Genomic DNA, 22,727 nt, shown 5'->3' with positions numbered 1-22,727 from the left:
GGCGGGGGGGAGATGCCCGCCATCTACGCGGCCTGCGACGCGGTGGTGGTGCCCTCGGTGTGGCTGGAGCCCTTCGGCCTGGTGGCCGCCGAGGCCCTGGCCAGCGAGCGCCCGGTGGTGGCCTCGAGCGTCGGCGGGTTACCCGAGGTGGTGCAGGGGGGCGGCAGGCTGGTTGCTCCCGGCGACGAGGCGGCTTTGGAAAACGCTCTGCGCGACCTCAGCCACAACCCCGCCCTGCGGCAGCAACTCGGGGCTCACGGAAGGAGGGCCATGTTGGCCTTAACCTGGGAGAAGGCTGCCTCGGAAGTCGAGGCGGTGTACCGCTCCTGCCTGCGCTCCCCGGTGGCCATCGGCAGCCGGGCCTAGCGAAATTTCCCTTTCCTCGCCCACTCGGAGGACGATTTATGTGCGGTTTTATCGGATACCTCATTCCCCAAGGCAAGCCCCGCCCTGATCTGGCGACCTGGAGCCAGCTCATTGTGCACCGCGGCCCCGACTCCGGGGGGACCTATCAGGACGGGCCGCTGGGTTTTGCTTTTCGCCGCCTGGCCATCCTCGACCTCTCCGAAGCGGGCAACCAGCCCATGCAGGGCGAGCGCTTCGTGCTGATGTTCAACGGGGAGATCTACAACCACGCCGACCTTCGCGCCGAGCTCGCCACGCCCAGGGGCGGCTGGCGGGGGCATTCGGACACCGAGACCATCCTCCAGGCCTGCGAGCAGTGGGGTGTGGGGCCCACCCTCGAGCGCCTGAATGGCATGTTTGCCCTGGCCATCTGGGACAAGCAGCGCCAGGAGCTGGCCCTGGCCCGCGACCCGCTGGGGGTCAAGCCGCTGTTGTATCTCGAGCGGGGCAGCGCCCTGTATTTCGCCAGTGAACTCAAGGCCCTGCGGCCTTATAGCCGGGGCCGGCTCTCGGCCTCGGGCGTGGCGCTCTACGCTTCCTTGGGCTTCGTGCCCGCCCCTTTCTCGCTTCTCGACGATGTGAAGAAGCTGCGCCCCGGCGAGGTGCGGGTCTTCGGGCGCAACCCGCGCGGCTGGTTCATCCACTACAAAGCCTGGCAGGAAGAGCGCAGCGTCGAGCCGGGCGACCTGCGCCCGGCAGTCGAGAAAGCCGTGCGGCGGCAGCTCATCTCCGACGTGCCGGTGGGCATCTTCCTCTCCGGCGGGGTGGACTCCTCGGCCATCGCTCACGTCGTCGCCCAGACCGGAAGCCTCAGCTCCTTCAGCCTGCGGCCTCGGGGCTCCAACCCCGAGGCCGAGCTCGACGCCGACCTCGCCGCCATGCAGGCTAAAAAGCTGGGCCTGCGCCACCACGAGATCCCCTTCGACCCCGCCGAAGTCGCCCAGGACCCCGCCGACCTGCTCGCTCGCATGGACGAGCCGGTGCTCGAGCCCTACTTCCGCGGCGAGGTGCTGCTCTCCCAGGCCGCCCGGGCTGCCGGGATCATCGTGGTGCTCACCGGGCACGGCGGCGATGAGGTGCTCATGGGCTATCCCACCTACCAGGCGGTGGCGAAGGGAGAACACTACGACCGCATCCCCCTGCTGGGCCCGGCCCTGCGCGCGGCCTCGAGCCTGCCCTTCTTTTCCAGTCACACCCGTGAAAACCTCCGGGGCGCGGCCAGCGTGTGGCGCCGGCCCTTCCTCGAGGGCTACGCGCTGCGCTCGGCGGTGCTCTTCGACGCGGCCACCTCGGCCCGCCTGGCCGGGCTGGCGGCCCCTGAGGTGGGCGAGACCCTCCGGGGGCTGCTCGAGGACGTGCGGCAGAGGGTCCAGCGCCTGCCTGGCCCCAGCCGCGGCCTGCGCCCGGTAGAGCTGGCCGCGCGCATGGACCTGCTGTTCAACGTGCCCGAGCACTACAACCAGCGCCTCGACCGCGCCAGCATGAGCGCGAGCGTGGAGGCCAGGGTGCCCCTGCAGGACCTCGAGCTGCTGGACAGCGTGCTGCGCCTGGGGGTCGAAGCGCTTATGGACGGGGGGCTCAAGGGTTTGATGAAACAGAGCTTCGGCGAACTGCCCCGCGAGGTGCTCTACCGCCCCAAGCGCCACTTCCAGGCTCCCCTGCTGGGCTGGCTGCGGCAGGGAGGGGCGCTGGAGCCGTGGGCCAGAAGCCAGCTCAGGTCCCTCGAGCAACGCCTGGGACGGGTCCTTCCCCCGCTCAGGGTAGACTCCACCCAGGCCGCTTACCGGGCCTGGAGCTTGGCGCTGCTGGAGGGCTGGGCGCAGAAGCTGCAACTGGACACGGTGCCGGCATGAGGGCCAGCCGCTACCTAAAGCTCAGTCCGGGCAGAGGGGTTTTCGCTGCCGGATTGGCGCTTTTGGCTTCCTGCTTCCAGTTGGCGTGGGCCCAGGGCGACCTGGCCCGCTGGGAGGGGGAGTGGAACGGGCTACGGATGCAGGTGGCGGTGGTGACGCGGGGCCATGTCATCTCCGACGCCGAGCGCCAGGAGAGGCCCTGGTGGCAGTGGGGTCGCACCAACAGCGACGTGTTTCTCTTTGGCTTCGCCCCCGGCGGCTACGACCTGGTCCTGGACTTCGGGGTCAGGGTGGACCGGCCCCGGGTGCGCATCTACGTGGTGGACCAGCGCGAGCGCGGTGAGGTCAGGGTCTTGGCTGGGCAGTACATCCTCCCCGCCGCCCACAAGCAGGTCATCGAGCTGTGGCCGCGCGACGAGAACGAGGACTGGCTCACCCGCAACGGGCTGCCCAACTTCGACCTCGAGGGCCTGGTGCCCAGCGATGAGCAGGAGGGGCTGATCTTCGGCCTCAGCGTAGCCGGCAACCCCCTGCGCCCCGGCGAGCCCCTGTGGCACACCACCCGCATCATCAACGACGCCGGGGCCGACCGGGGCTACTCGCGCTTCGGCGCGGCGGTGCGCTCCGATCCCAGCGTGCGCTTCAAGCTGGCCGACCCCCTGCTGCCCAGCTTCCCCTACCTGAGCGTGGTGCAGGGCTTCGACCCCTTCGGCGACGACCGCCCCATGGTCTACGAACTCAACACCCACGCCTTCCGCAGCACCTGGGCCGGTTTCCAGAGTGCGGGGGTCTATGCGTTCAACTCCAAGTCCTTCCCGCCCTACACCGACTTCGAGGCCCCCTTCGCCTGGTACCGCTTCAATACCGACCCCCTGAACAACCCCAGCGGCAAGTACGCCGACCTGGTGGTGCGGGCCGACTACTGGCCCCAGCAGAGCCTCTTCGGTCCCGACGTCTACCGCACCACCCGCTCGGCCTTCCGCCTGAGCTGGAAGGGCAGGGATCCCCTCCACTGGCGCTACTCCCTCACGGTCGCGGGCAACCACGAGATGCGCACGCGGGTGAGGGTGGGCGATGAGGTGGTGCTGGCGGTGCCCTACTGGGACTATCCGGCCTGGGTGGCCACCAAGCCCTGGAAGGCCGCGACGCTGGTGGAAGCCACGCGGGGCGAGAGCGGGTCGGAGGGCATCTACGACTACTCGGTGGAGGACAGCCTCGAGCTGGCCTACTGGGTCAACGGCCAGCGCGACGAGCCGCCTCCCGGCTACGACCGGCCCTACATCGAGTTTCCCCAGATTCACCCCCAGCGCCTGGCCGAGGGGTTCCGTGGCGAGTACAGCATGGTCTACAACCGCGTGCCCGAGCTGTACTTCTCGCCCATCGACCGGCGCGTTCACCTCAAAGGGGCTCAGGCCGGGATCTGGAACCTGGGCAAGGGCCAGGTGCTGCGCAGCTACAACCTCGAGCCCGACGACTACGTCGATAGCTGGGTGCGCGAGCAGGTGCCGCTGCAACAAGGCCCGGTGGTCATCGCCGAGCACGGCCAACCCCTCGAGCGGCTGCATTTCCTGCGCGGCTTCGTGATCTACTCAGGTCCAACGGGGGTGGTGCTGCGGCGGGGCGAGGCGCAGTTGCACAGCCTCGAGCTGCCCGTCCCCACCGACTGGGAAAGCTGGCGACCCTGGGCCACCCAACTGCCCCAGATCGAAGGGGGACGTGATCCCAGGCGACTGGACACCTGGATGGGCAACCTGGGCGGCGCCCTGCTGCAAGAGCCCGGCGGGAGCCTGAGCGAGGTATGGCGCACCCCCGAGGGCCTGCGCCTGGTGCTGCAAAGCCGGGGCCAGGGCCGGGGCCCTCTGGCCCCCGATGCCCCCGGCGCCTACGTGCTGCGCTACAGCGCCAGCGATGAGCGCTGGAGCGTGGAGCCCAGCCCTCCACCCCGCCTGGTAGCCCGCATCAAGAGCCGCCCGCTCCGGGAGCTATACCCGGTAGCGCTCGAGCTGGAAGTGGAGAACCAGGGCGGTGCCAGTTGGAGCGGCCCCGCCGAGCTGGTCGCGCTGCGCACCAACGAGTGGGGCAACGTCGAGAAGGAGACCCTCAAGCGCTGGGAGCGCCTCGAGCTGATGGGCCAGAGCACCGTGCGCAAGGAGATCCACTGGGCCACGCGCTTCACGGGAACGAGGGAATTCGTGTTGATGCTGGGTGAGCGCAAGCTCGAGGTGGGGCGGCTCGAGGTGGCCCACACCCCACGGATGACCGCGCCTCCCCCCAACCCCGTGGCCGCGCCCTTCGCCCTGCTGGTGCTGATGCTGGGCCTGCTGGGCATCTTGCGGGTCTGGAAGGAGGCCGCGTGAACCTGCCCCGCCTTTCCCAGCGCGTGCAGGATTTGTTCTGGGCTCCCAGGGCCATCGCCCGGCAGCCTCTGCGGGTCTCTTCCTTCACCTACGCCTTCTGGATCGGGCTGGCCTTCGGCGGCTACTTCATCCTGCGCTACAGCGGGCAGTGGGCCGAGATCGATTCGGTGGCCTTCAGTGGCATCACGTCCAACCTGCAGCTCTACGGCAGCTTCAGCCAGGAAATCAACCCCAAGAACTACCCCCACGGCTATGCCTTCCCGGTGTGGATGGCCTCGCTCTCCTACCTCACCGGGCTGCCGGTGGGCGAGCTGATGCGCTGGTACACGCCCATGGTGGGCAACCTGTTCCTGGCGATGTTCGGCTTTTGCGCCTACCGGCGCTGGCTAGGCAGCGACCGCCTGGGGTTGCTGGCGGCCTCGGTGCTGTTTTTGGTGCCCGAGATGGTCTTCACCGTCTCACGCGGCAACCACGAGAAGATCACCGTGTCGCTGACCCTGCTGGCCTCGCTGGCACTATTGAAGAGCTTCCTCGAGATCCAAGCGCGCAACTGGAAGCTCTTCGCTTCCTGGCTCACCGTCTACTACCTCGTCTCCTTCACCCTCTCCTCGCTCAACGTGCTCTTTGGCTCCTCGTTCATCGTGGCCTCCACCCTCACCGTGATCGTGGCCTGGGTCTTCCTGCGCTTCAGGCCCACCCAGTGGGGCATCATCCGCCGACCCCTGGAGCGCCTGACGCTGCGCATCGCCACCTCCTGGCTGCTGGTGCTCATCGTGATGTGGTACATCTACCCTTCCGCCGGAGACAACTTCAACCTGCTCAAGACCGCCGTCGAAAAGCTGGGCACCCTCTTCCTCAGCTTCACTCCGGAATCCAACCCTTACGCTCAGGATGCCGATCCCTGGGCCAGCGTGCTGGGCTACCGCCTGATCTCTTCCTTCCGCTGGATCCTCTTCGCCGTCTCCTTCCTCACCTGGATCTTGCTGCTGGCCCCCACGATCTTCCGCAACTCCAAGGCCCCGCTCACCCGGGTGTTCCTGCTGGCGTTGTACGGGGCCTTCGGCTTCCAGCTGGCCGTGGCCATTCCCGTCGATCTCATAGGCCTCGAGGCCGGGAGTAACCTCCAGGTGCGCATGTACGTCTACTTCGTGCTCTTCGCCGCTCCGGTCTTCGTGCTGGGCGTGACCCGCTTGGTGGGGCCCAGGACCCGCCTGATCGTGGCGGTGGTGATGGCGGGCTTTGGCTTCCTGAGCGTGCTCAAGGCCACCCTCGACCCCCACATCTCCAACTTGTGGATGCAGTACACCCGCACCGAGCTTCAGGCCATCCGCACCTGGGCCCAGTACGAGGAAAACAGCCTGCTCTACCTGGGCCGCATCACCCGCCTCAACGACGCCTGGTACATGAACTACGGCCTGGGGCTGCCGGGCGGCAACAACCTGACCATCAACCCGGACAACCCCGAAGCCCCGCACGCCCTGTTCTCGAGCACCCAGGAAGCCAACAACAGCGCCTGGCGCTTCCGCCTGCCCCTGCTGTTGCTGGACAATCGGGTCTATGACAATGGCGACGCCCAGATCTACCACCGCCTGCCCCGCACACCCTTCCAACGGTAGGGCGGTCTGCTCGAGCCCGGCGCCTGGCCTTCACCAACACCGCTGCCGCGCTGGCGACAACCCGCCGGGGCACGACGGCGGCCATGCCCCGGCACGCTGAAGTCGAGCAGCATCGAAGGGATACTTATACCGGATTCAAAAAGATAGTCGCCAAAATCAAAAACTCAGTGGCTATCTTTTTGAATCCTAGAGCACTCCCTTCCAAGGGGCGGTATCGCCCTTTGCTACGCGGATAACTTCGGTCGGGTTGCTTCGCTGCCGAATCTGGTATCAGCGCCCGTAGAAGGCGGTGAAGCTGGCTTTGGCGATGGCGTTGCCGTTGATGTTGAAGCCCACCAGGGCCTGGCTGGCATTGGCGGGAAGCTCGAGCTTCTCCACCCTGAGCGCGTAGAGCGTGAACTCGTAGCGGTGGGGCTTGTCGCCCACGGGCGGGCAGGGGCCGCCCCAGCCGGGGGTGCCGAAGGAGGTCACGGCCTGGACGGCTCCGGCGGGCAGGCCGCGGCCTTGGGGGTTGCCCGCGCCCTTCTCGAGCCGGTTGACGTTGGCGGGGATGTTGTAGACGATCCAGTGGGTGAACCCGCCGACCCCGGTAGGAGCATCGGGATCGTGAACGATAAGGGCGAAGCTCTTGGTGTCCGCCGGGGCGCCAGACCACTGCAGGGCGGGAGAGATGTTCTGCCCCGTGCAGCCGAAGCCGTTGTAGACCTGCTCGGCTTTGATGGTGGAATTGGCGGGGATATCGGGGCTGCTCAGGGTAAAAGAGCTTTGTGCCACACCGAGGGCCACTAAAGCCAACAATCCAAAGCCAGGCACTTTGAACATGGTTCACCCCTTTCGGGGCCATTCTACTGCTGGGCGCTCCTACGCAGCGAAGAGCGCGATAGAATCCAGGGACAGGAGGCGATATGTCCGTACACCCTCTGGCCGGTAAACCCGCACCGCACAGCATTCTGGTCAACATTCCGCGCCTGGTGGCCAGCTATTACGCCCTCCAGCCTGACCCCGCCGACCCCTTGCAGCGGGTGGCCTTCGGCACCAGCGGGCACCGGGGCAGCGCCTTCGCCGGGACTTTCAACGAGGCCCACATCCTCACCATCGCCCAGGCCGTGGCCGAATACCGCGCCCAGCAGGGCATCAGCGGGCCGCTGTACATGGGCATGGACAGCCACGCCCTCAGCGAGGCAGCCTGGATCAGCGCCCTCGAGGTCCTCGCCGCCAACGGGGTGACGGTGCGGGTCGAGCGGGGGCGGGGCTATACCCCTACCCCTCTGGTTTCGCACGCCATCCTCTCCTACAACAAAGGCCGCAGCGGGGGCCTGGCCGATGGCATCGTGATCACCCCCAGCCACAACCCGCCCCAGGACGGGGGCTTCAAGTACAACCCCCCGAGCGGCGGCCCTGCCGATACCGGCGTGACCGGGGCCATCCAGGAGCGGGCCAATGCCCTCCTGGCCGAGGGGCTGAAGGGGGTCAAGCGTATCCCGCTCGAGCGTGCCTTGCAGGTGGCCGAGGAGTTCGATTTCGTCACCCCTTACGTAAGCGAGCTGGATCAGATCATCGACATCGCGGCCATCAAGGCGGCGGGTGTGCGCATCGGGGTGGACCCGCTGGGCGGGGCTTCGCTGGCGACCTGGCAGCGCATCGCCGAGCACTACGGCCTCGACCTCACCGTGGTCAACGAGCGCATCGACCCCGCCTTCGCCTTCATGAGCGTGGACAAGGACGGCAAGATCCGCATGGACTGCTCGAGCCCCTACGCCATGGCCTCGCTGATCTCCCTCAAGGACCACTTCGACGTGGCCGTGGGCAACGACCCCGACGCCGACCGCCACGGCATCGTGACCCGCGAGGGGCTGATGAACCCCAACCACTACCTCGCCGCCGCCATCCACTACCTCTACCAGAACCGCCCGCAGTGGCCCGCCAGCATGGGCATCGGCAAGACCCTGGTCTCCAGCAGCATGATCGACCGGGTAGCCCAGGTGCTGGGCCGCCCCCTCGTCGAGGTGCCGGTGGGCTTCAAGTACTTCGTGGACGGGCTGCTTGGCGGAACCCTCGGCTTTGGCGGGGAGGAGAGCGCCGGGGCGAGCTTCGTGCGCATGGACGGCTCGGCCTGGAGCACCGACAAGGACGGGATCATCCTGGGGCTTTTGGCGGCGGAGATTCTGGCTAAAACCGGCAAGTCGCCCAGCGAGCACTACCGCCAGCTCGAGGCCCGCTTCGGCGCTTCGGCCTACAGCCGCATGGACGCCGAGGCCACCCCGGCTCAGAAGAAGGTGCTGGCCAACCTCTCACCCGAGATGGTCACCGCTACCGAGCTGGCCGGAGAGCCCATCCTGGCCAAGCTCACCCGCGCCCCCGGCAACGGCGAACCCATCGGCGGCCTCAAGGTGGTCACCCAGAACGCCTGGTTCGCCGCACGGCCCTCGGGCACCGAGGACGTGTACAAGATCTACGCCGAGAGCTTCCGGGGGCCGGAGCACCTCGAGCAGGTCATGCGGGAGGCCAGGGAAGTCGTGAGCGCCGCCTTCCGGGCCGCGGGCGCGTAGCACGGTTCGTGAAGCTGATGGCCGGTGGCCAAGGGTGAAAGGCTCGTAGGCTTATGGAGAAAAGCTTTCGACCACCTGGCGTACGACCCATCGTATAACGCTTTTCTCGCACCTGCGGCATGATACGATATACAACCGTGCTTGCGTACCGGGTGCAAAAAACTTATACTCGGTCAAAGTAAGTGGGAGCAGCGCTGTTGCTGTGAGGCAAAACAACCTTTGATCCGCGGAGGAGGTGAAGCAAAGCCGAAAGCCCAAGCTAAAAGCCAGGAGCTTCCAGCCATTGGCTTTCGGCCTTCAGCCATGCCCATCGATTTCAGCCTGACCGACGAGCAAAAAGAGTTGCAGAAGCTGGCCCGGCGTTTTGCCCGTGAGCAGATCGCCCCCGTGGCCGCCGAGTACGACGCCCGCGAGGAGGTGCCCTGGCCGATCATCGAGAAGCTGCACGGGGTGGGCCTGCTCAACGCCATCATCCCCGAGGAATACGGCGGGTTGGGGCTGGGGATGCTCGAGGAGGTCATCATCGGCGAGGAGTTGGCCTGGGGCTGCATGGGCATCTACACCATCCCCATGGCCTCCGACCTGGGCATAACCCCCATTCTGCTGGCCGGTTCCCACGAGCAGAAACAGCGCTTCTTCAAAAAGCTCACCGAGAAACCCGCGCTGGCCGCCTTTGCCCTCTCCGAGCCCGGCAACGGCTCGGACGCGGCTGCCCTGCGCACGCGGGCGGTGCGAGATGGCGATTACTACGTGCTCAACGGCACCAAGACCTGGATCTCCAACGGCGGAGAGGCCGAGGTCGTGGTGGTGTTCGCCACCATCAACCCCGAGGCCCGGCACAAGGGCGTCATCGCCCTGGTGGTGGAAAAGGGCACGCCCGGCTTCAAGGCCAACAAGCTGCACGGCAAGATGGGGCAGCGGGCTTCCGGGACCTACGAGCTGGTGTTCGAGGACTGCCGGGTTCCTGCCGCCAACCTGTTGGGCAAGGAGGGGGATGGCTTCAAGATCGCCATGAACACCCTGGACAAGACCCGCATTCCCGTGGCCGCGGGTTCGGTGGGGCTCGCCCGGCGGGCGCTGGAGGAAGCGACCAAGTACGCCAAGGAGCGCGAAGCCTTCGGCAGGCCGATCGCCGAGTTCCAGGCCATCCAGTTCAAGCTGGCCGAGATGCTCATGGGCATCGAGACCGCCAGGGCCTACACCTACTACGCCGCCTGGCTCACCGACCAAGGCCTGCCCCAGGCCCACGCCGCGGCCATCGCCAAGGCCTACGCCTCGGAGATGGCCTTCGAGGCGGCCAACCAGGCCATCCAGATCCACGGGGGTTACGGCTACATGCACGAATACCCCGTCGAGAAGCTGTTGCGCGACGTGAAGCTCAACCAGATCTACGAGGGTACCAACGAAATCCAGCGGCTCATCATCGCCAGGCACATCCTCAGCGGATAGCCCATAGCCACTAAGCTATTGACTATCGGCTATCCGCGCCGAAACGAAGTGGAGGCACACGTGAAATTTGTTGCAGTCATCCGCCAAGTCCCCGACAGTGAATCCAGGCTCAAGATCGATGCGGGCCGGGTGGACCTCTCCAGCGCCACGCTGATCCTCGACCAGATGGACGAGTACGCCGTGGAGGAGGTCATCCGGCTGCAGGAAAAACACGGTGGCGAGAGCGTGATCGTGGCTCTGGGGCCCGAGCGCTTTGAGGAAGCGGTGCGCACCGCGCTGGCGATGGGGGCCGACCGGGCCATCCACCTGGTGCAGGAGGGCTACCTCGACCCCATCACCCAGGCTGAGGCCCTGGCCGAGGCCCTGCGGGCTGAAGCCCCCGACGTGGTGCTCACCGGCGGCCAGCAAGCCGACTGGGACTCCCAGGCTTTGGGTCCGGCCATCGCCGAGGCGCTGGGCTGGCCGGTGGTCACCTGGACCACTGCCCTCGAGCTCGAGGACGGCCAGGCCAGAGCCAAGCACGACCTCGACGAGGGCGCCGAAGTCGTGCGCGTGAGCCTCCCCGCCGTCTTCACCACCCAGCAAGGCCTCAACGAGCCCCGCTACCCCACCCTGCCGGGCATCATGAAGGCCAAGAAGAAGGAGATCCGGAAAATCCCCATCTCTGCTGCGTCCAAGGTGGAAGTGCTCGAGCAGAGCATCCAGGAGCGCAGCCGCCTGGGCAAGGTCCTCGATGGCACCAAAGACCCGCACGCCGCCGCCAGCGAGCTGATCCGGCTGCTGCACGAGGAAGCGAAAGTGATTTAGATGAGAAGGGGAAAGGTGGCGGGGCGGACTCGTGGTTCTACTTTTGGCCTTTTCACCTTTTGACCTTCTCCAGACACCGGAGGTTTGAATGATCCTAGTAGTTCTTGAACACGACGGAACCCGCCTGCGCAAAGGCGCTCTCGAGGCCATCACCCGGGCCCGCCAGTTGAGCGCCCTAGGTGACGTGAGCGGTGTGGTGATCGGCGAAAACCTGGCCTCGGTGGCCGAGGAGGCCAGACGGTACGTGGGCACGGTCTACGTGGCCGAGGTGGGCGCTTATACCGCCGAGAAGTGGGCTGCCGCCGCCTACGCCGCAGCTCAGAGGGCCGGGGCTAAAGTGGTCATCGCCACCGGGGGCCGCCAGAGCCGCTCCTGGACCCCCAGGCTGGCCTACAGGCTGGGTGCGGGGCTGCTGGAGGACACCCTCGAGACCTCCACCGACGGCTCGAGGGTCATCGCCAGCCGCTACAGCTTCCTCAACCGCGTCACCGAGAAACAGGCCGCCGGCCTGCCCGTGGTGATCACCGCCAAGCCCAATACCACTCCTCTGGCCGAACCCCAGGGCGAGGGCAGCGTGGAGCGCCTGAGCGTGGAGCTGCCCGCCGCTAAGGTGGAGGTGCTCGAGCGCGTGACAGAGCAGAAGAAGGGCGTCTCCCTCACCGAAGCCACCATCGTGGTGACGGGCGGGCGCGGTCTGGGCTCCCCTGAAGCCTTCGCGGGCGTGGAGCAACTCGCCGACCTCCTGGGCGGCGCGGTGGGCGCGACCCGCGCCGTGGTGGACGCGGGCTGGCGGCCCTACGGCGAGCAGGTGGGCCAGACCGGCAAGACCGTGCAGCCCAACGCCTACATCGCCCTGGCTGTCTCGGGCGCGGTGCAGCACCAGGCGGGCATGAACAAGAGCAAGTACATCGTCGCCGTGAACAAGGACGCCGAGGCCCCCATCTTCAAGATCGCCGACTACGGCATCGTGGGGGACGTGCACCAGGTGCTCCCGGCGCTCATCGAGGCGACGAAGAAGCTGAAGGACTGAGCCCAGGGCGTCCAACGCCGAGCGCAAATGTAGGGGCGGGCCCTGGGCCTGCCCTTTTCGTGCCGGGGATTTCTTGATCGGCCTCGAGCCTAGTATATACCTATCGTATATACTAGGCCCATGGCCACGATCAAGACGACCAAGGTTTTCAAGAGCGGGAATTCCCAGGCCGTGCGCCTGCCCAAGGAGTTCCAGTTCGACGTGGACGAGGTGGAGATCTTCCGCCGGGGCGACGAGGTGGTGCTACGCAAGAAGCCCAGGAACCTGGCGGGGCTGTTCGAGGCCCTGGCGGCATTGGGCGAGGGGGAGCCTTTCATGCCGGAAGGGCGCCAGCAGCCCCAGGCGCAGGAGCGCGACTTCTCGGATTGGGACAAGGACGACCGCTGAATGCGCTACCTGCTCGATACCGACATCTGCATTCACATCTCCCGGCACCGTCCACGGCAGGTTCTGGAGCGCTTGCAGAGCCTCGAGTACGGCGAGGTCAACATCTCCGCCATCACCGAGTTCGAGCTGACCTACGGCGCGCTCAAAAGCGCCGACCCGCAGGGCAAATTGGCCCAGGTAGCGCTCGTCACACGCCTCGCCCCGCCTTTGCCGCTGGATTCTTCAGCCGTTGCGGCTGCCGCGCGCATTCGCCTCGAGCTCGAGCGAAAAGGACTCAAGATCGGCGCCTACGACACGCTCATCGCGGCCCACGCCCTCAGCCTGGGCCTGACGCTCGTCACCAACAACGCGCGGGAGTTCGGGCGGGTGGAAGGGCTGAGGGTGGAGAACTGGCTCGAGCCCTGAGGCTCAGGTCGTCGCCAGGTCCACGCCCTTGTGGGCGTACATGTGCTGGTCGGCCAGACGGATCAACTGCTCGAGGTCTCGTCCGTCTTCAGGGAAATGCACCACGCCCAGGTTGGCCTGGATGCTCAGGTGCCCGGCGGCGCTCTGAAAGCCAGCGTTCAGCCGCTCCTCGAGGCGCTGGATCAGCGAACCGGGCCTGCCCAACACCGCCAGCACGAACTCATCGCCCCCGTAGCGGATCACCAGGTCGCCGCTGCGCTGAGTGGAGCGGCACACCTGCGCTACCCAGGCCAGCACCTCGTCGCCGACGGCGTGGCCGTAGGTGTCGTTGATGAGCTTGAAGCCTTTGAGGTCGATGAAGATCAGGGCGAAAGGCTGGCGCTGGGCGATCCAGGTCTCCAGCACCTCAAAGCCACCCCGCCGGTTGAGGGCGTGGGTCAGGGGATCGGTGGCCGCGTGATGGTTGAGCTGCGAGAGCGGCTTGGAGAGGATGTGGGCGATGATGGCCATGCCGATGGCTTGCAGCAGGCAGTAGCTCCAGGTCGGGGGGAAACCCACCTCCCCGGCGAGGGCGGCCCCGGCGAACAGGGCCAGCCAGTGGCTTCCCACCAGGATAACCACGGACCGGCGGGTGTTGTACCAGATCAAGGCTGCCACCAGCGCTATGTAGCTCACCGCGACGAAGGGGCTCGAGCCGCCACCGGTGGCCCCCAGCAGCAAGACGAGGGCAAGGCGGTTGAGGTAGAAGTTGACGCCAGGTAGCCAGGACCAGTGCCGGGGGATGCCAAAGGCGGTGGTGATGACCTGGGCGATGATGATGACGAAGACGCCATACATCAGCGGGTGGTTGAAGCTAAATGGTCGGGCAGCATAGATCACCAGCAGCAAGATGCCCAGGGCGACGCGCAGCAGCAAGCTGTGACGGACTTCTTGCCAACTGACGAATTCCCCAGGCATCTGTAGGGTCAGGTTAGCACGACCACGCGGCCCGGAGCGGTCAAAACGCTATGGCTTTTACAAAAAAGCCCCCGGCGAGGCCGGGGGGGAGGTAGGGGGTGGAGGGGTCAGGTGGTTTTACGACGGGTGTTGATCTTCAGCGCGGCCCAGATGGGGCAATAGTTGAGGCTGGCGGTTACCACCATGACCACTCCGAGCAGGCCGAATACCCACTGCCAGACCCCGTTCACGCCGAAGAAAGCGATGAGGAAGAACACTATCGCCAGCAGGTAACGCACACGTCGGTCGGTGATGCCTACGTTGGGAACCATGACTACCTCCTGCCCACAAGGCTAGCGCAGGAGGTGGGGTACGAATGCCTCGGGAGAAATGTCCCGTCCGAATATGGAGCGCTGGAGCCTGCTCTGTCCCGAAGGGGGATCGTCCGCCTGGTGCGCGGGTGCCAGCCCGTCCCGAAGGGGATCGTCCGTGAGGCTCAGGCCGCCTTGGCATTGGTGCTCAGGCGCTCGAGCGCGGTGACCTTGCTCACCTCCACCAGCCGCTTGTAGCGCTTGGTCTTGCTCTCGCGGTCTTCCCAGACCTCGGTCTTGAGCGACCCCTCGACCATCACCTGGCTGCCCTTCTTGAGGCTCTTGAAGGACTCGGCCAACTCGCCCCAGGCCTCGAGCTCGACGTAGTGGCTCTTGCTGTTGTGCCCATCCCAGCTCGAGAAGCCCAGCTGGGCCTTGGCGATGGGGGTCTTCAGCGAGGTCTGGCGCAGCTCGGGGTCGGCGGTGAGGCCACCGATGAGGAAGACGCGGTTATCGGCTCCGTAGAGGATGGGGCCCTTCTCCTCCTCACGGATGTCGGCGTTTTCAAGGCGATGCAACTCCTCGCCCACCACCCGCAGCCTCGAGCCCTTGCGCCCGTCCACCTCCCAGCTCTCGTATTCCAGCCGCCCGCTGGCCTGATAAGCGGCACCTTCCACCAGGCTCCCGGCCCAGGCCTCTGCCTGCTTGCCGTAGAAGGTGAGGTCTACGCGGGTGAAGACGTAGTTTTCCTTGATGGGCCTCTTGCCCACCAGGGCGATCTCCAGAAAAGGCGTGCCCTTGGGGGTGTAACGCAGTTCGTGCCGGCTGAGCACGCCGCTTGCGAGTACTAAGTTGGCTCCCATGTCATCTCTCCTGTGTCTGGGTGGGTCTAGCAGGTGTGTGCCGGGGGACCGTCTTTCACGCGGCTTCCCTGTTCTTGCGCTGCTCATAGAGGTAGGCCACGGCCCTGCGGGCCTCGAGGCGGGTGAGGCTTCCGGGCTCATCGGGTTCCTCGATGCCCAGCGCCTGGTAGTCGGCGGGCTCGAGGTGCTTGAAGGCGAAGCCCGCGTAGCGCTGATCGACCTCGCCGTGCAGGGCCACGGGGTCGTTCTGGGTGGCCTCGAGTTCGTCCACATAGTCCTTGAGCCGCCCGTAGGCCTCGCTGGCCTCGGCCTCGCTCATGCGCTCGAGGGTACGCAGCACCTGGTAGTACTTCTCCACCGAGCCGCCCAGGATGTAGTGCTTCTCGATGGCCTCGTTCAGCAGCAAGGCGTAGCGGGCCCGCACCTCGACGTTCTCCTCCACGGGGATCTCGGGCGAGGCGATGAGCCTGCCCTCTGCGTCGGTGATCACGAAGCCCCGCACCCGCTGGGTGGCGGCCCCGGCAGCGTGGCGCTTCCAGGGGTCCTTGAGGGCCTGTAGGGTCTCGGGAGCGTCGCGCAGCTCGATGCGGCTGGTGGGGAAGCCGTCCTTGCCCCTCGAAACGCTCACCGTGAGCAGGAAGGGCACGCCGGTGAGGTCGCCACCGGCGGCCTGCTGGAGCTGGCGCAGGTAGCTGTCGGCCCGGCTCACCGCGCTCATGCCCTTGATGTCGATCTGGTAGACCCCGGCGCTGGGCACTCCCACGACCTTGAAGCTGAGGATGCCGATGGGGCGGCACTGGGGGGCCTCGAGCCTGTCTCCCTTCTTGCTGGGCTGGGCGAAAGGGCAGCCCCGCTCGGCGCAGTCGCGCTGCTTGAGGCTGCCGTCGGCCTGCACCTCCTGCCCCACGATCCCGTCGCCGCGGCACAGCAGGCCCGAGCGGGCGTAGCGCTTGTAGTAGGGGTCCCAGGTGGCCTCGGAGAGGTTGTCGGGGAGGTAGACCAGCACCTGCGCGGGCTTCTCGCCGTGGATGGCCTGCACGGGCTGGGCGCTGCCTTCGATGCGGAAGTAGTCGAGCGCGACGGGCTTATCGATCTTGCGGCCCCCCCGCTCTACGGTTTCCTTTATGCCAATCTTGAACTTCCCGATACGGACGTAGCGGGTGCGGGTGTTGAGTCCTTGGATCATGTTTCGGTCCTCTTTCGCCGGTGCTGTGCGTTGCGGTCTAGGGGGGTTACGTCCGGTAGCTTCACGCTACCGGCGCGGCTACGCCGCTTTGCGGGTGACGTTGTTGCCCAGCCAGCTCACGAAGTCGGCCAGCATCTGCTGGGCTTCGTTCCAGCTCCTGCCGCCGTCGCGGGCGGGGAGGCGCTCGAGCTCGTGCCGGGCGGCTCCGCCCTCCCTCAGGGCGGCGAGGGCTTCGTCGCGGGTGGCGGCATAGAGGCTGCGCTCGCGGCGGTCCAGCAGGAGCAGGCTGCCCTCCAGCCGCAGCAGGTGGGGCTTTACCGAGGGGTGGGAGGCCCAGATCAGGTAGGCCCAGGAGTTGCCCGAGCCCGAAGTGTGCCCGTCGTCGTACATCAGCGTTTCACTGCCGGGGTCGAAGTAGAACACCACGCGGGGGGCGAGGCCAGGGTAGCCGAGGATCTTTTCCAGCTTGGGGTGCAGGGATATCTCGAGTTTGGTCATGGTCTTTCCGTTCCTGTCCTGTGTGCTTGGGTGCCTGTTGGGTGAGGGGCTCGAGTGGTCGTTTGTGGCGTAGCGGTCGGTAGATCCTGGGGTTGCCCTCCGTCGAGGTTCTACGCAATGATCCGTGGTTGAACCTCGGTATTTAGTTTATAACATAATGATTGGTATGTCTATACCATAACGAACCTCGCACGGGAGACCCAACCCAAAATGATGTTTAAGGCATATTGATATTCGCTTGTTATGTTATAAGCTAAATATCGCCGGCCATTCGGGCGATGGTGAATGAAGGAGGCCGCTATGAACGAGAGCGAATGGGGAACCCGACACTCCGCTACCGAGGCACGCCCAGAGGATCTGGTGGCGCTCGAGCCGCCGCCAGTCTCAGAGGACATCGAGGACGTGCCCGCGATGGTACTCTTCGCCGCCAGAGCCAGCACGCCCGAGTTGCGGGTGATCTACCGGGCGCTGGAAATCTGGCTGCTCGAGGCCCCCTCCAGGCCCCAGGAGCGCGAGTTGGGGTGGCAGATGCACCAGGCCCTCGAGCGCGAACTCGAGCGCCGGGTGCGGGAGAGCATCTGGCCCAGGGACGAGGAGGCAGACCTGCCATTTTGAGCCCACTGCAACCCTATGAGACGCCTCGTGATCGAACTCAAAAACCACCCCCGGCGCTCCCTGAGCGTCATGAGCGGGGAGCGCATGGACGCGGCCATTCGCAAGCACGCCCCCTACCTGCGGGGCCTCGAGCCGGTGCAGGTCTTCGTGCAGGAATACGACCCGCGCCTGTCGACCCGCTTCCGCTACACCCCCGCGCCCCAACTGCTCGAGCTGTTGCGCCGGGAGTTGCGGGAACTGCGCCAGCATAGTGCCGCCTGAAGCCCGACGCTCACCCAGTAGCGTCAGCAGCCCGAAGAACAGCACGAGCAGTTGGGGGGCTTTCGTGCGCTATGGGCTGGTGGCCTACCTCGCAGCCGAGGTCTGGCCCAAGCTCGCGCGGCGCTTTGTACACTGAATTGATGCGCGACCTGGATGCACAGGAGACTTACCTGGCCGACCGCATGGGCCTGGCCTTCGAATTGGGCGACCTGGTGGGCAGCGGTCCCGCTCCCCAGGCCAGCTATGCCCCCCCCTACGGAGTGGTGGGCTACGGCGAGGCCTGGTGGGTGGCGCGACTGGCGAGAGACTGGATCGGCGCGGAGTTCACCGAGCGGGGAACCCAGTTCGTGCTCGAGGGGGGCTACGACCTGGGCCAGGCCCTGAGCGCCGGCCTCTACGCCGGAGCCGAAGCCGAGATCGTGCGGCTGGGCTACCGCGAGGAGGTCGAGGTGCAGGTGCCGGCCCACCCCCTTTCCACTTACCACTACCTGCGCTTCTTGCTGCTGGCGACGGGGCAGGAGGCCGAGCTCAGCCGCATTGACCAGGGGCTTTTGCTCGAGCGCGACCGCCTGCGTCCGGAGGTGGGGCTGGAGAAGAACCCGGCCAAGTTCCTGGCCTACTCGCTGCTCGAACGCACCCCGCTGTGGGTAGTGCCCGAGCGCTATGCGGGGTTGGCCCAGGCCATGCAGCAGATCTACGCCCGCATCGGCAAGAGCCTCTCCATCACGCCGCCGCCTTCAGGGCTAGAGTTCTTCCTCACCGGGCTGGAAGCCCGCCACGAGCAGGGCGATCCCCTGGCGGCGGTGTTGTTGGGCGACGACGAGCGCAAGCGGGTGAGCCAGGAGATCCTCGAGAGCCGCGTCGATACCCTCATCGAGCTGCCCGAGCCCGAGGCCGAGGGTACGCTGGCCAGGGCCATGTGCTACTGGTACCGCATCGCCTGGGCCAGCTACTACGTGGCCCTGCTCTACGGGGTGGAGCCCGGCGACTGGGAAGTGCTCGAGCGTCTGCGTGAGGCTACCTGAGCCCGGCTATGCTGTCCTTTCCCCGCCCCGCTGATGTACGCGAGGCCGCCGAGATTCAAAGGGCCTTGCGGGGGCGGGTGATCCTGCAAGGGGACCCCCGTGGGGTGCGTTACCTAGCAGCTCTCGACGCCTCACACCCCACGCGCTTCTCGCGGGTGCGGGGGCCCTCGGTGGCGGTGGCGGTGCTGTGGGACCGCGTGGAGGGGCGGGTGGTGGAGGTCGCCAGCGCCAGCGTGCCTGAAGACGAGCTTTTCCCCTACGTGCCCGGCTTTCTCTCCTTCCGCGAGGCCCCTGGCTACCTGGCCGCCCTAAGTAGGCTCAGCCGGGTGCCGGAAATGCTGCTGGTAGACGGCATGGGCATCGCCCACCCCAGGGCTTTTGGCATCGCCGCGCACCTGGGGGTTCACCTCGACCTGCCCAGCATCGGGGTGGGGAAGACCCTGCTCTACGGCAGGCCCGAGGCCGAGTTGCCCCAGGAGGCCGGGAGCGCGGTACGGCTGATGGGGCAGGAGGGACAAGTGGGCTGGCTGCTGTGTTCGAGAAGTGGTGTCCGGCCCCTCGTCGTCTCGCCGGGGCACCGGGTGGGAATGGGGGAGAGCCTCGAGTTCGTCCGCTCCCTGCTGGGTAAGACCCACCTGCCCGAACCCCTGCGCCAGGCGCACCTCCACGCCGGGGAAGCCCGGCGCAGGCTGGGGGGGTGAAACCTGCCGAGAGCCTCTCCTTACCCTCCCTTCGGCCCGTACCTTGGCCCCAAATTACCCTGGAGCCTCGGGCAGTTGCGCTAAAGTGGCAGTAGTCTCCTAGCCGCCAGGGCGACCTTCTATGCTTCGCGCCTTCCTCAAACGATTCGGACTGTGGCCCACGGTGGCCCTGCTCACCCTGGCTTCGGTGCTGGTGTCGGTGCTGGTCACCCTGATGTTCAACGGGGGCAGCGTGGATTCCACGGGCGTGCGCATCGCCATCCTGGTGCCCTGCATCGTGGCTCCGCTGTTCAGCTCGCAGCAGCTAAGGCTCATACAGCAACTCGAGCGCGCCCACGAGGAACTGCACCGGCTATCGATCACCGACGAGCTGACCCAGACCTACAACCGCCGCCACTTCATGCAGATCGCCGCGCAGCACCTGGCCCAGGCCCGCCAGGGGAAGGGCCTCTCCATCCTCATCTTCGATCTCGACGACTTCAAGACGGTCAACGACCGCTACGGCCACCTGATCGGGGACGCGGTGCTGGCCGAGGTGTGCCGCCGCTGTGCCCTGAGCCTGCGCCCCGAGGACGTGTTCGCCCGCTACGGGGGTGAGGAGTTCGTGGTGCTGTTGCCTGCTACCGGCTACCACGAGGCGCTCGAGGTGGCCGAGCGCCTGCGGCGGGTCGTGGTCGAGCGTCCCGTAGAGGCGGAGGGTTTTTCCATTCCCGTGACCATCAGCCTGGGGCTGGCCACCCAGCGCAGCCCCCATCAGGGTCTCGACGAGTTGCTCAACCGCGCCGACGACGCGCTCTACCAGGCCAAGCAGCAGGGCAAGAACCAGGTGCTGGGCTGAAGGCTTCTTCGATCCCCCATCCAGGCGATAGCATTGAGCCATGCCCACCTTCAAGGCTCTGGTGGTCGAATCCGGCGATCCCTACACCACACGGCTGCGCGAGCTTTCCCTGGACGAACTGCCCCCTGGCGAGGTGCTGGTCAAGGTGGCCTACTCCAGCCTCAACTACAAGGACGGCCTGGCCATCACCGGCGCGGGCAAGGTGATCCGCAGTTTTCCCCTGGTCCCCGGCGTCGACTTCGCCGGGGTCGTGGTGGAGTCGGCTTCGCCTGACTACCGGCCCGGCGACGAGGTGGTGCTTACCGGCTGGGGGGTGGGCGAGCGGCACTGGGGCGGTCTGAGCCAGATGGCGCGGGTTAAAGCGGAGTGGCTGGTGCCCAAGCCCCAGGGCCTGAGCCTGCACCAGACCATGGGCATCGGTACGGCGGGCTTCACCGCCATGCTGTGCGTGATGACCCTGGAGGAGCACGGGCTAAGGCCAGACGGGCGCGAGGTGCTGGTCACAGGGGCCACAGGTGGGGTGGGCAGCATAGCCGTGGCGGTGCTGGCCAGACTGGGCTACCGGGTGGTGGCCTCCACTGGTAGGCTTCAGGAGCGACCCTACCTCGAGTCCCTCGGCGCGACGGAAATCCTCGAGCGCAGCGTACTCACCGCTCCTGCCAGGCCCCTCGAGTCCGAGCGCTTCGCCGCAGCCGTGGATACGGTGGGCGGGGCGGTGCTGGCCGGGGTGTTGCCGCGTATCGCCTACGGCGGCAGCGTGGCGGCCTGCGGCAACGCGGGCGGAGCGAGGCTCGAGACCACGGTGTTTCCCTTCATCCTGCGCGGGGTGAGCCTGCTGGGCGTGGACTCGGTGATGTGCCCGCGGGAACGCCGCCTGCGGGCGTGGGAGCGGCTGGCCCACGACCTGCCCCTGAACCTGCTGGAAGCCAGCGTGCGAACTGTGGACCTGGCCGCTGTGCCCGAACTGGCCCAGCAAATCTTGGCCGGGCAGGTGCGCGGGCGCGTGGTGGTGGACCTTAATGCTTGAATGGGGTCGTGCGTCCTACGTCCTACGCCGTACGCCAAAGGCCAAAGAGGACTTCTGCAAGAAGTCCACCTATCGCGTTTTACCCCACACGGACAACCAGGCCGTGTGGGGTATTCGTGGGAACCGCTCTACACCGTAAAACCCAGCGGGATCACCGTCACGCGGTCGCCCACCCTGGCGCTTTCGCCGGGTTCGAGCATCACCAGCGCGTTGCCCTCGACCATCGAGCGCAGCACCCCGCTGGACTGGTTGCCGGTGGTTTCGACGGTGAAGCCCTCGGGGGTCCAGCGCAGGATGCCCCGGCGGTAGGCCCGTTTGGAGGGGTTGGCACCAAAAGCGGTGGCGGCAGTGGCCTGAATCCCGGCATACGGGGCGTCGCTGCGGCCCAGCAGCTTGAACAACAGCGCCCGCCCGAACAGGTGGAACACCACCATGCTCGAGACCGGGTTCCCCGGCAGCCCCAGCACCGGCAGCCCCCGGTACTCGGCGAACAGCACCGGTCCGCCGGGCTGAATCTTGACCTTCCAGAAGTGGATGCGGCCATCTTTCTCCAGCATCTGCCGCACCAGGTCGTACTTGCCCATCGAGACCCCGCCCGAAGTCAGCAGCACGTCGAGCAGACCTACCCCCGCCAGGCTGCGCCCCAGCGCCTCGAGGCTGTCGGGGACTTTGCCCAGCACCACCGCTTCACCCCCGGCTTCCTGCACCTGGCCCGCCAGCGCGTAGCTGTTGGAGTTGTAGACCCCCCCGTAGGGCAGGGGCTGGCCCGGTTCCACCACCTCGTCACCCGTGGAGAGGATGCCTACCCTGGGGCGGCGCACGACCGGCAGGCTGGGGTAGCCCATGGCGGCGGCCAGCGCCACCCGAGCCGCGTTCAGCCAGGTGCCCCGGTGCAGGTAGACCTCGCCCTGGCGCAGGTCGTCGCCCCGGTGGCGGATGTCGGCGGGGCTGGCCGGTTTGAGCAGCCAGACTCCTGAGCCGTCGCGCACGGTGTCCTCGACGCGCACGACCGCGTTAGCCCCCTTGGGGATGGGCGCGCCGGTGTAGATCGCTACCGCCTGCCCCCGCTGCACCTCGCCGGCGAAGGGCCGGCCCGCCGGGGCCTCCCCGACGACCTCGAGCCTCACCGGGGTGGCTACGGAGGCGGTGATGGTCTCCTCCCCCCGCACCGCATAGCCATCCACGGCGCTGTCGTCGGCGTCGGGGTGAAAGACCCTGGAGGGCAGATCCTGGGCCAGCACCCGCTGAAAAGCCGCGCTCAGGGGGACGCTTTCGCTTTCGGCAATGGGCCGGGCTTGGCTGAGAATGGACTCGAGGGCGTCTTCAACACTAATATTCTGGCGCATCCCTACCAGTTTAAACCCGGAACATACCGAAGTGGGCTCGAGGGGGGCTGGCTCTAAACCCGCACCTCCCCTCGAGCCCGCATCGACATGGGCCTGGCCGGCCTATGGGGACGGATCTCGATCAGCCCCCAGCGTCTCACAAAGGCGGGCTAGGGCGCTGTCCTCCGCGAGTGTTTGGCCCATAGGGGGAGCCGGGCCTCGAGGTCGCCCTCCCCTCAAAGGCCGACCGGCTGACTGGCTTCAGCCCATCTTAATTCTCTGG

23 protein-coding genes are annotated in these 22,727 nt (G+C 66.8%); 16 read left to right on the top strand and 7 right to left on the bottom strand.

Features of this window, described 5'->3' with window-relative positions; translation table 11 throughout:
* The 4 genes from Mrose_RS13835 to Mrose_RS13820 all read left to right on the top strand — a co-directional run.
* The coding region (locus Mrose_RS13835; RefSeq protein ID WP_147371667.1) for a glycosyltransferase at positions 1 to 366 on the top strand (366 nt) is incomplete at its 5' end.
* Between the two features lie 38 nt (positions 367 to 404).
* Complete coding sequence (asnB, locus tag Mrose_RS13830; protein WP_119279205.1) at positions 405 to 2,258, top strand: asparagine synthase (glutamine-hydrolyzing); 1,854 nt, start codon at positions 405 to 407, stop codon at positions 2,256 to 2,258.
* The gene (locus Mrose_RS13825; RefSeq protein ID WP_119279203.1) at positions 2,255 to 4,615 is read left to right on the top strand and encodes a hypothetical protein; all 2,361 of its coding nucleotides are present in this window, start codon (positions 2,255 to 2,257) and stop codon (positions 4,613 to 4,615) included. Before asnB ends, Mrose_RS13825 begins: the two co-directional genes overlap by 4 nt.
* Positions 4,612 to 6,231 (top strand): hypothetical protein, encoded by a 1,620-nt coding sequence (locus Mrose_RS13820; RefSeq protein ID WP_119279201.1) that lies wholly within the window; start codon positions 4,612 to 4,614, stop codon positions 6,229 to 6,231. Before Mrose_RS13825 ends, Mrose_RS13820 begins: the two co-directional genes overlap by 4 nt.
* A gap of 270 nt (positions 6,232 to 6,501) precedes the next feature.
* Here the strand turns inward: Mrose_RS13820 and Mrose_RS13815 are convergent, their stop codons facing one another.
* Positions 6,502 to 7,053: a YbhB/YbcL family Raf kinase inhibitor-like protein gene (locus Mrose_RS13815; protein ID WP_119279199.1), complete on the bottom strand. Its 552-nt coding sequence runs from the start codon at positions 7,051 to 7,053 to the stop codon at positions 6,502 to 6,504.
* Positions 7,054 to 7,136: 83 nt separating this feature from the next.
* On the opposite strand from Mrose_RS13815, the gene pgm reads away from it, so the two are divergent.
* The 6 genes from pgm to Mrose_RS13785 all read left to right on the top strand — a co-directional run bounded on the left by pgm (position 7,137) and on the right by Mrose_RS13785 (position 12,858).
* Positions 7,137 to 8,780 carry a phosphoglucomutase (alpha-D-glucose-1,6-bisphosphate-dependent) gene (pgm, locus tag Mrose_RS13810; protein ID WP_119279197.1) on the top strand — a complete coding sequence of 548 codons (1,644 nt, stop codon included), beginning with the start codon at positions 7,137 to 7,139 and terminating at the stop codon, positions 8,778 to 8,780.
* A gap of 303 nt (positions 8,781 to 9,083) precedes the next feature.
* On the top strand, positions 9,084 to 10,229 hold the full coding sequence (locus tag Mrose_RS13805; RefSeq protein WP_119279195.1) for an acyl-CoA dehydrogenase family protein: 1,146 nt from the start codon (positions 9,084 to 9,086) through the stop codon (positions 10,227 to 10,229).
* 60 nt (positions 10,230 to 10,289) lie between these two features.
* Positions 10,290 to 11,036, top strand: coding sequence for an electron transfer flavoprotein subunit beta/FixA family protein (locus tag Mrose_RS13800; protein ID WP_119279211.1), 747 nt, complete (start codon positions 10,290 to 10,292; stop codon positions 11,034 to 11,036).
* A gap of 88 nt (positions 11,037 to 11,124) precedes the next feature.
* Positions 11,125 to 12,066, top strand: coding sequence for an electron transfer flavoprotein subunit alpha/FixB family protein (locus tag Mrose_RS13795; protein WP_119279194.1), 942 nt, complete (start codon positions 11,125 to 11,127; stop codon positions 12,064 to 12,066).
* Between the two features lie 120 nt (positions 12,067 to 12,186).
* Positions 12,187 to 12,453, top strand: coding sequence for an antitoxin (locus Mrose_RS13790; protein ID WP_245969930.1), 267 nt, complete (start codon positions 12,187 to 12,189; stop codon positions 12,451 to 12,453).
* Positions 12,454 to 12,858 carry a type II toxin-antitoxin system VapC family toxin gene (locus Mrose_RS13785; RefSeq protein WP_119279192.1) on the top strand — a complete coding sequence of 135 codons (405 nt, stop codon included), beginning with the start codon at positions 12,454 to 12,456 and terminating at the stop codon, positions 12,856 to 12,858. It abuts the gene before it with no gap.
* 3 nt (positions 12,859 to 12,861) lie between these two features.
* Here Mrose_RS13785 and Mrose_RS13780 read toward each other — a convergent pair whose 3' ends face one another.
* From Mrose_RS13780 to Mrose_RS13760, 5 genes are all read right to left on the bottom strand, one after another.
* Positions 12,862 to 13,815 carry a GGDEF domain-containing protein gene (locus tag Mrose_RS13780; RefSeq protein WP_119279190.1) on the bottom strand — a complete coding sequence of 318 codons (954 nt, stop codon included), beginning with the start codon at positions 13,813 to 13,815 and terminating at the stop codon, positions 12,862 to 12,864.
* Positions 13,816 to 13,922: 107 nt separating this feature from the next.
* A complete protein-coding gene (locus tag Mrose_RS13775) occupies positions 13,923 to 14,126 on the bottom strand; it encodes a YgaP family membrane protein (protein ID WP_119279188.1) in 204 nt (67 codons plus the stop codon).
* A 164-nt stretch (positions 14,127 to 14,290) separates the two neighbouring features.
* The gene (locus Mrose_RS13770) at positions 14,291 to 14,968 is read right to left on the bottom strand and encodes a single-stranded DNA-binding protein (protein ID WP_119279186.1); all 678 of its coding nucleotides are present in this window, start codon (positions 14,966 to 14,968) and stop codon (positions 14,291 to 14,293) included.
* A gap of 55 nt (positions 14,969 to 15,023) precedes the next feature.
* A complete protein-coding gene (locus Mrose_RS13765) occupies positions 15,024 to 16,154 on the bottom strand; it encodes a recombination directionality factor (protein ID WP_119279184.1) in 1,131 nt (376 codons plus the stop codon).
* Between the two features lie 78 nt (positions 16,155 to 16,232).
* Positions 16,233 to 16,652 (bottom strand): hypothetical protein, encoded by a 420-nt coding sequence (locus Mrose_RS13760; protein ID WP_119279182.1) that lies wholly within the window; start codon positions 16,650 to 16,652, stop codon positions 16,233 to 16,235.
* A 300-nt stretch (positions 16,653 to 16,952) separates the two neighbouring features.
* On the opposite strand from Mrose_RS13760, the gene Mrose_RS13755 reads away from it, so the two are divergent.
* The 6 genes from Mrose_RS13755 (at position 16,953) to acuI (ending at position 21,119) form a co-directional block, all read left to right on the top strand.
* Positions 16,953 to 17,267, top strand: coding sequence for a hypothetical protein (locus tag Mrose_RS13755; RefSeq protein ID WP_147371666.1), 315 nt, complete (start codon positions 16,953 to 16,955; stop codon positions 17,265 to 17,267).
* Between the two features lie 15 nt (positions 17,268 to 17,282).
* Positions 17,283 to 17,528 (top strand): hypothetical protein, encoded by a 246-nt coding sequence (locus tag Mrose_RS13750; RefSeq protein ID WP_147371665.1) that lies wholly within the window; start codon positions 17,283 to 17,285, stop codon positions 17,526 to 17,528.
* 140 nt (positions 17,529 to 17,668) lie between these two features.
* On the top strand, positions 17,669 to 18,553 hold the full coding sequence (locus Mrose_RS13745) for an SIS domain-containing protein (RefSeq protein WP_119279176.1): 885 nt from the start codon (positions 17,669 to 17,671) through the stop codon (positions 18,551 to 18,553).
* A gap of 8 nt (positions 18,554 to 18,561) precedes the next feature.
* The gene (locus Mrose_RS13740; RefSeq protein ID WP_119279174.1) at positions 18,562 to 19,254 is read left to right on the top strand and encodes an endonuclease V; all 693 of its coding nucleotides are present in this window, start codon (positions 18,562 to 18,564) and stop codon (positions 19,252 to 19,254) included.
* A 121-nt stretch (positions 19,255 to 19,375) separates the two neighbouring features.
* Positions 19,376 to 20,092, top strand: a complete 717-nt coding sequence (locus Mrose_RS13735) for a GGDEF domain-containing protein (RefSeq protein WP_119279172.1) — start codon at positions 19,376 to 19,378, stop codon at positions 20,090 to 20,092.
* Positions 20,093 to 20,132: 40 nt separating this feature from the next.
* A complete protein-coding gene (gene acuI, locus Mrose_RS13730) occupies positions 20,133 to 21,119 on the top strand; it encodes an acrylyl-CoA reductase (NADPH) (RefSeq protein ID WP_119279170.1) in 987 nt (328 codons plus the stop codon).
* Between the two features lie 128 nt (positions 21,120 to 21,247).
* Here acuI and Mrose_RS13725 read toward each other — a convergent pair whose 3' ends face one another.
* Positions 21,248 to 22,465 (bottom strand): molybdopterin molybdotransferase MoeA, encoded by a 1,218-nt coding sequence (locus Mrose_RS13725; RefSeq protein WP_119279169.1) that lies wholly within the window; start codon positions 22,463 to 22,465, stop codon positions 21,248 to 21,250.
* Positions 22,466 to 22,727 lie beyond the last annotated feature (262 nt).

Source organism: Calidithermus roseus, assembly GCF_003574095.1.
Lineage (GTDB): Bacteria > Deinococcota > Deinococci > Deinococcales > Thermaceae > Calidithermus > Calidithermus roseus.
The sequence above is the reverse complement of the archived record's forward strand: the minus strand, read 5'-3'. Positions and strand labels throughout refer to the sequence as shown.

Bases quoted from the DNA above. Each gene is read 5' to 3' on its own strand.
- acuI (WP_119279170.1), top strand. From the start codon at position 20,133: ATGCCCACCTTCAAGGCTCTGGTGGTCGAATCCGGCGATCCCTACACC.
- Mrose_RS13790 (WP_245969930.1), top strand. From the start codon at position 12,187: ATGGCCACGATCAAGACGACCAAGGTTTTCAAGAGCGGGAATTCCCAG.
- Mrose_RS13750 (WP_147371665.1), top strand. From the start codon at position 17,283: ATGAGACGCCTCGTGATCGAACTCAAAAACCACCCCCGGCGCTCCCTG.
- Mrose_RS13815 (WP_119279199.1), bottom strand. From the start codon at position 7,053: ATGTTCAAAGTGCCTGGCTTTGGATTGTTGGCTTTAGTGGCCCTCGGT.
- asnB (WP_119279205.1), top strand. From the start codon at position 405: ATGTGCGGTTTTATCGGATACCTCATTCCCCAAGGCAAGCCCCGCCCT.
- Mrose_RS13770 (WP_119279186.1), bottom strand. From the start codon at position 14,968: ATGGGAGCCAACTTAGTACTCGCAAGCGGCGTGCTCAGCCGGCACGAA.
- Mrose_RS13760 (WP_119279182.1), bottom strand. From the start codon at position 16,652: ATGACCAAACTCGAGATATCCCTGCACCCCAAGCTGGAAAAGATCCTC.
- Mrose_RS13755 (WP_147371666.1), top strand. From the start codon at position 16,953: ATGAACGAGAGCGAATGGGGAACCCGACACTCCGCTACCGAGGCACGC.
- Mrose_RS13765 (WP_119279184.1), bottom strand. From the start codon at position 16,154: ATGATCCAAGGACTCAACACCCGCACCCGCTACGTCCGTATCGGGAAG.
- Mrose_RS13785 (WP_119279192.1), top strand. From the start codon at position 12,454: ATGCGCTACCTGCTCGATACCGACATCTGCATTCACATCTCCCGGCAC.
- Mrose_RS13780 (WP_119279190.1), bottom strand. From the start codon at position 13,815: ATGCCTGGGGAATTCGTCAGTTGGCAAGAAGTCCGTCACAGCTTGCTG.
- Mrose_RS13805 (WP_119279195.1), top strand. From the start codon at position 9,084: ATGCCCATCGATTTCAGCCTGACCGACGAGCAAAAAGAGTTGCAGAAG.
- Mrose_RS13735 (WP_119279172.1), top strand. From the start codon at position 19,376: ATGCTTCGCGCCTTCCTCAAACGATTCGGACTGTGGCCCACGGTGGCC.
- Mrose_RS13825 (WP_119279203.1), top strand. From the start codon at position 2,255: ATGAGGGCCAGCCGCTACCTAAAGCTCAGTCCGGGCAGAGGGGTTTTC.
- Mrose_RS13725 (WP_119279169.1), bottom strand. From the start codon at position 22,465: ATGCGCCAGAATATTAGTGTTGAAGACGCCCTCGAGTCCATTCTCAGC.
- Mrose_RS13795 (WP_119279194.1), top strand. From the start codon at position 11,125: ATGATCCTAGTAGTTCTTGAACACGACGGAACCCGCCTGCGCAAAGGC.
- Mrose_RS13740 (WP_119279174.1), top strand. From the start codon at position 18,562: ATGCTGTCCTTTCCCCGCCCCGCTGATGTACGCGAGGCCGCCGAGATT.
- Mrose_RS13775 (WP_119279188.1), bottom strand. From the start codon at position 14,126: ATGGTTCCCAACGTAGGCATCACCGACCGACGTGTGCGTTACCTGCTG.
- Mrose_RS13745 (WP_119279176.1), top strand. From the start codon at position 17,669: ATGCGCGACCTGGATGCACAGGAGACTTACCTGGCCGACCGCATGGGC.
- pgm (WP_119279197.1), top strand. From the start codon at position 7,137: ATGTCCGTACACCCTCTGGCCGGTAAACCCGCACCGCACAGCATTCTG.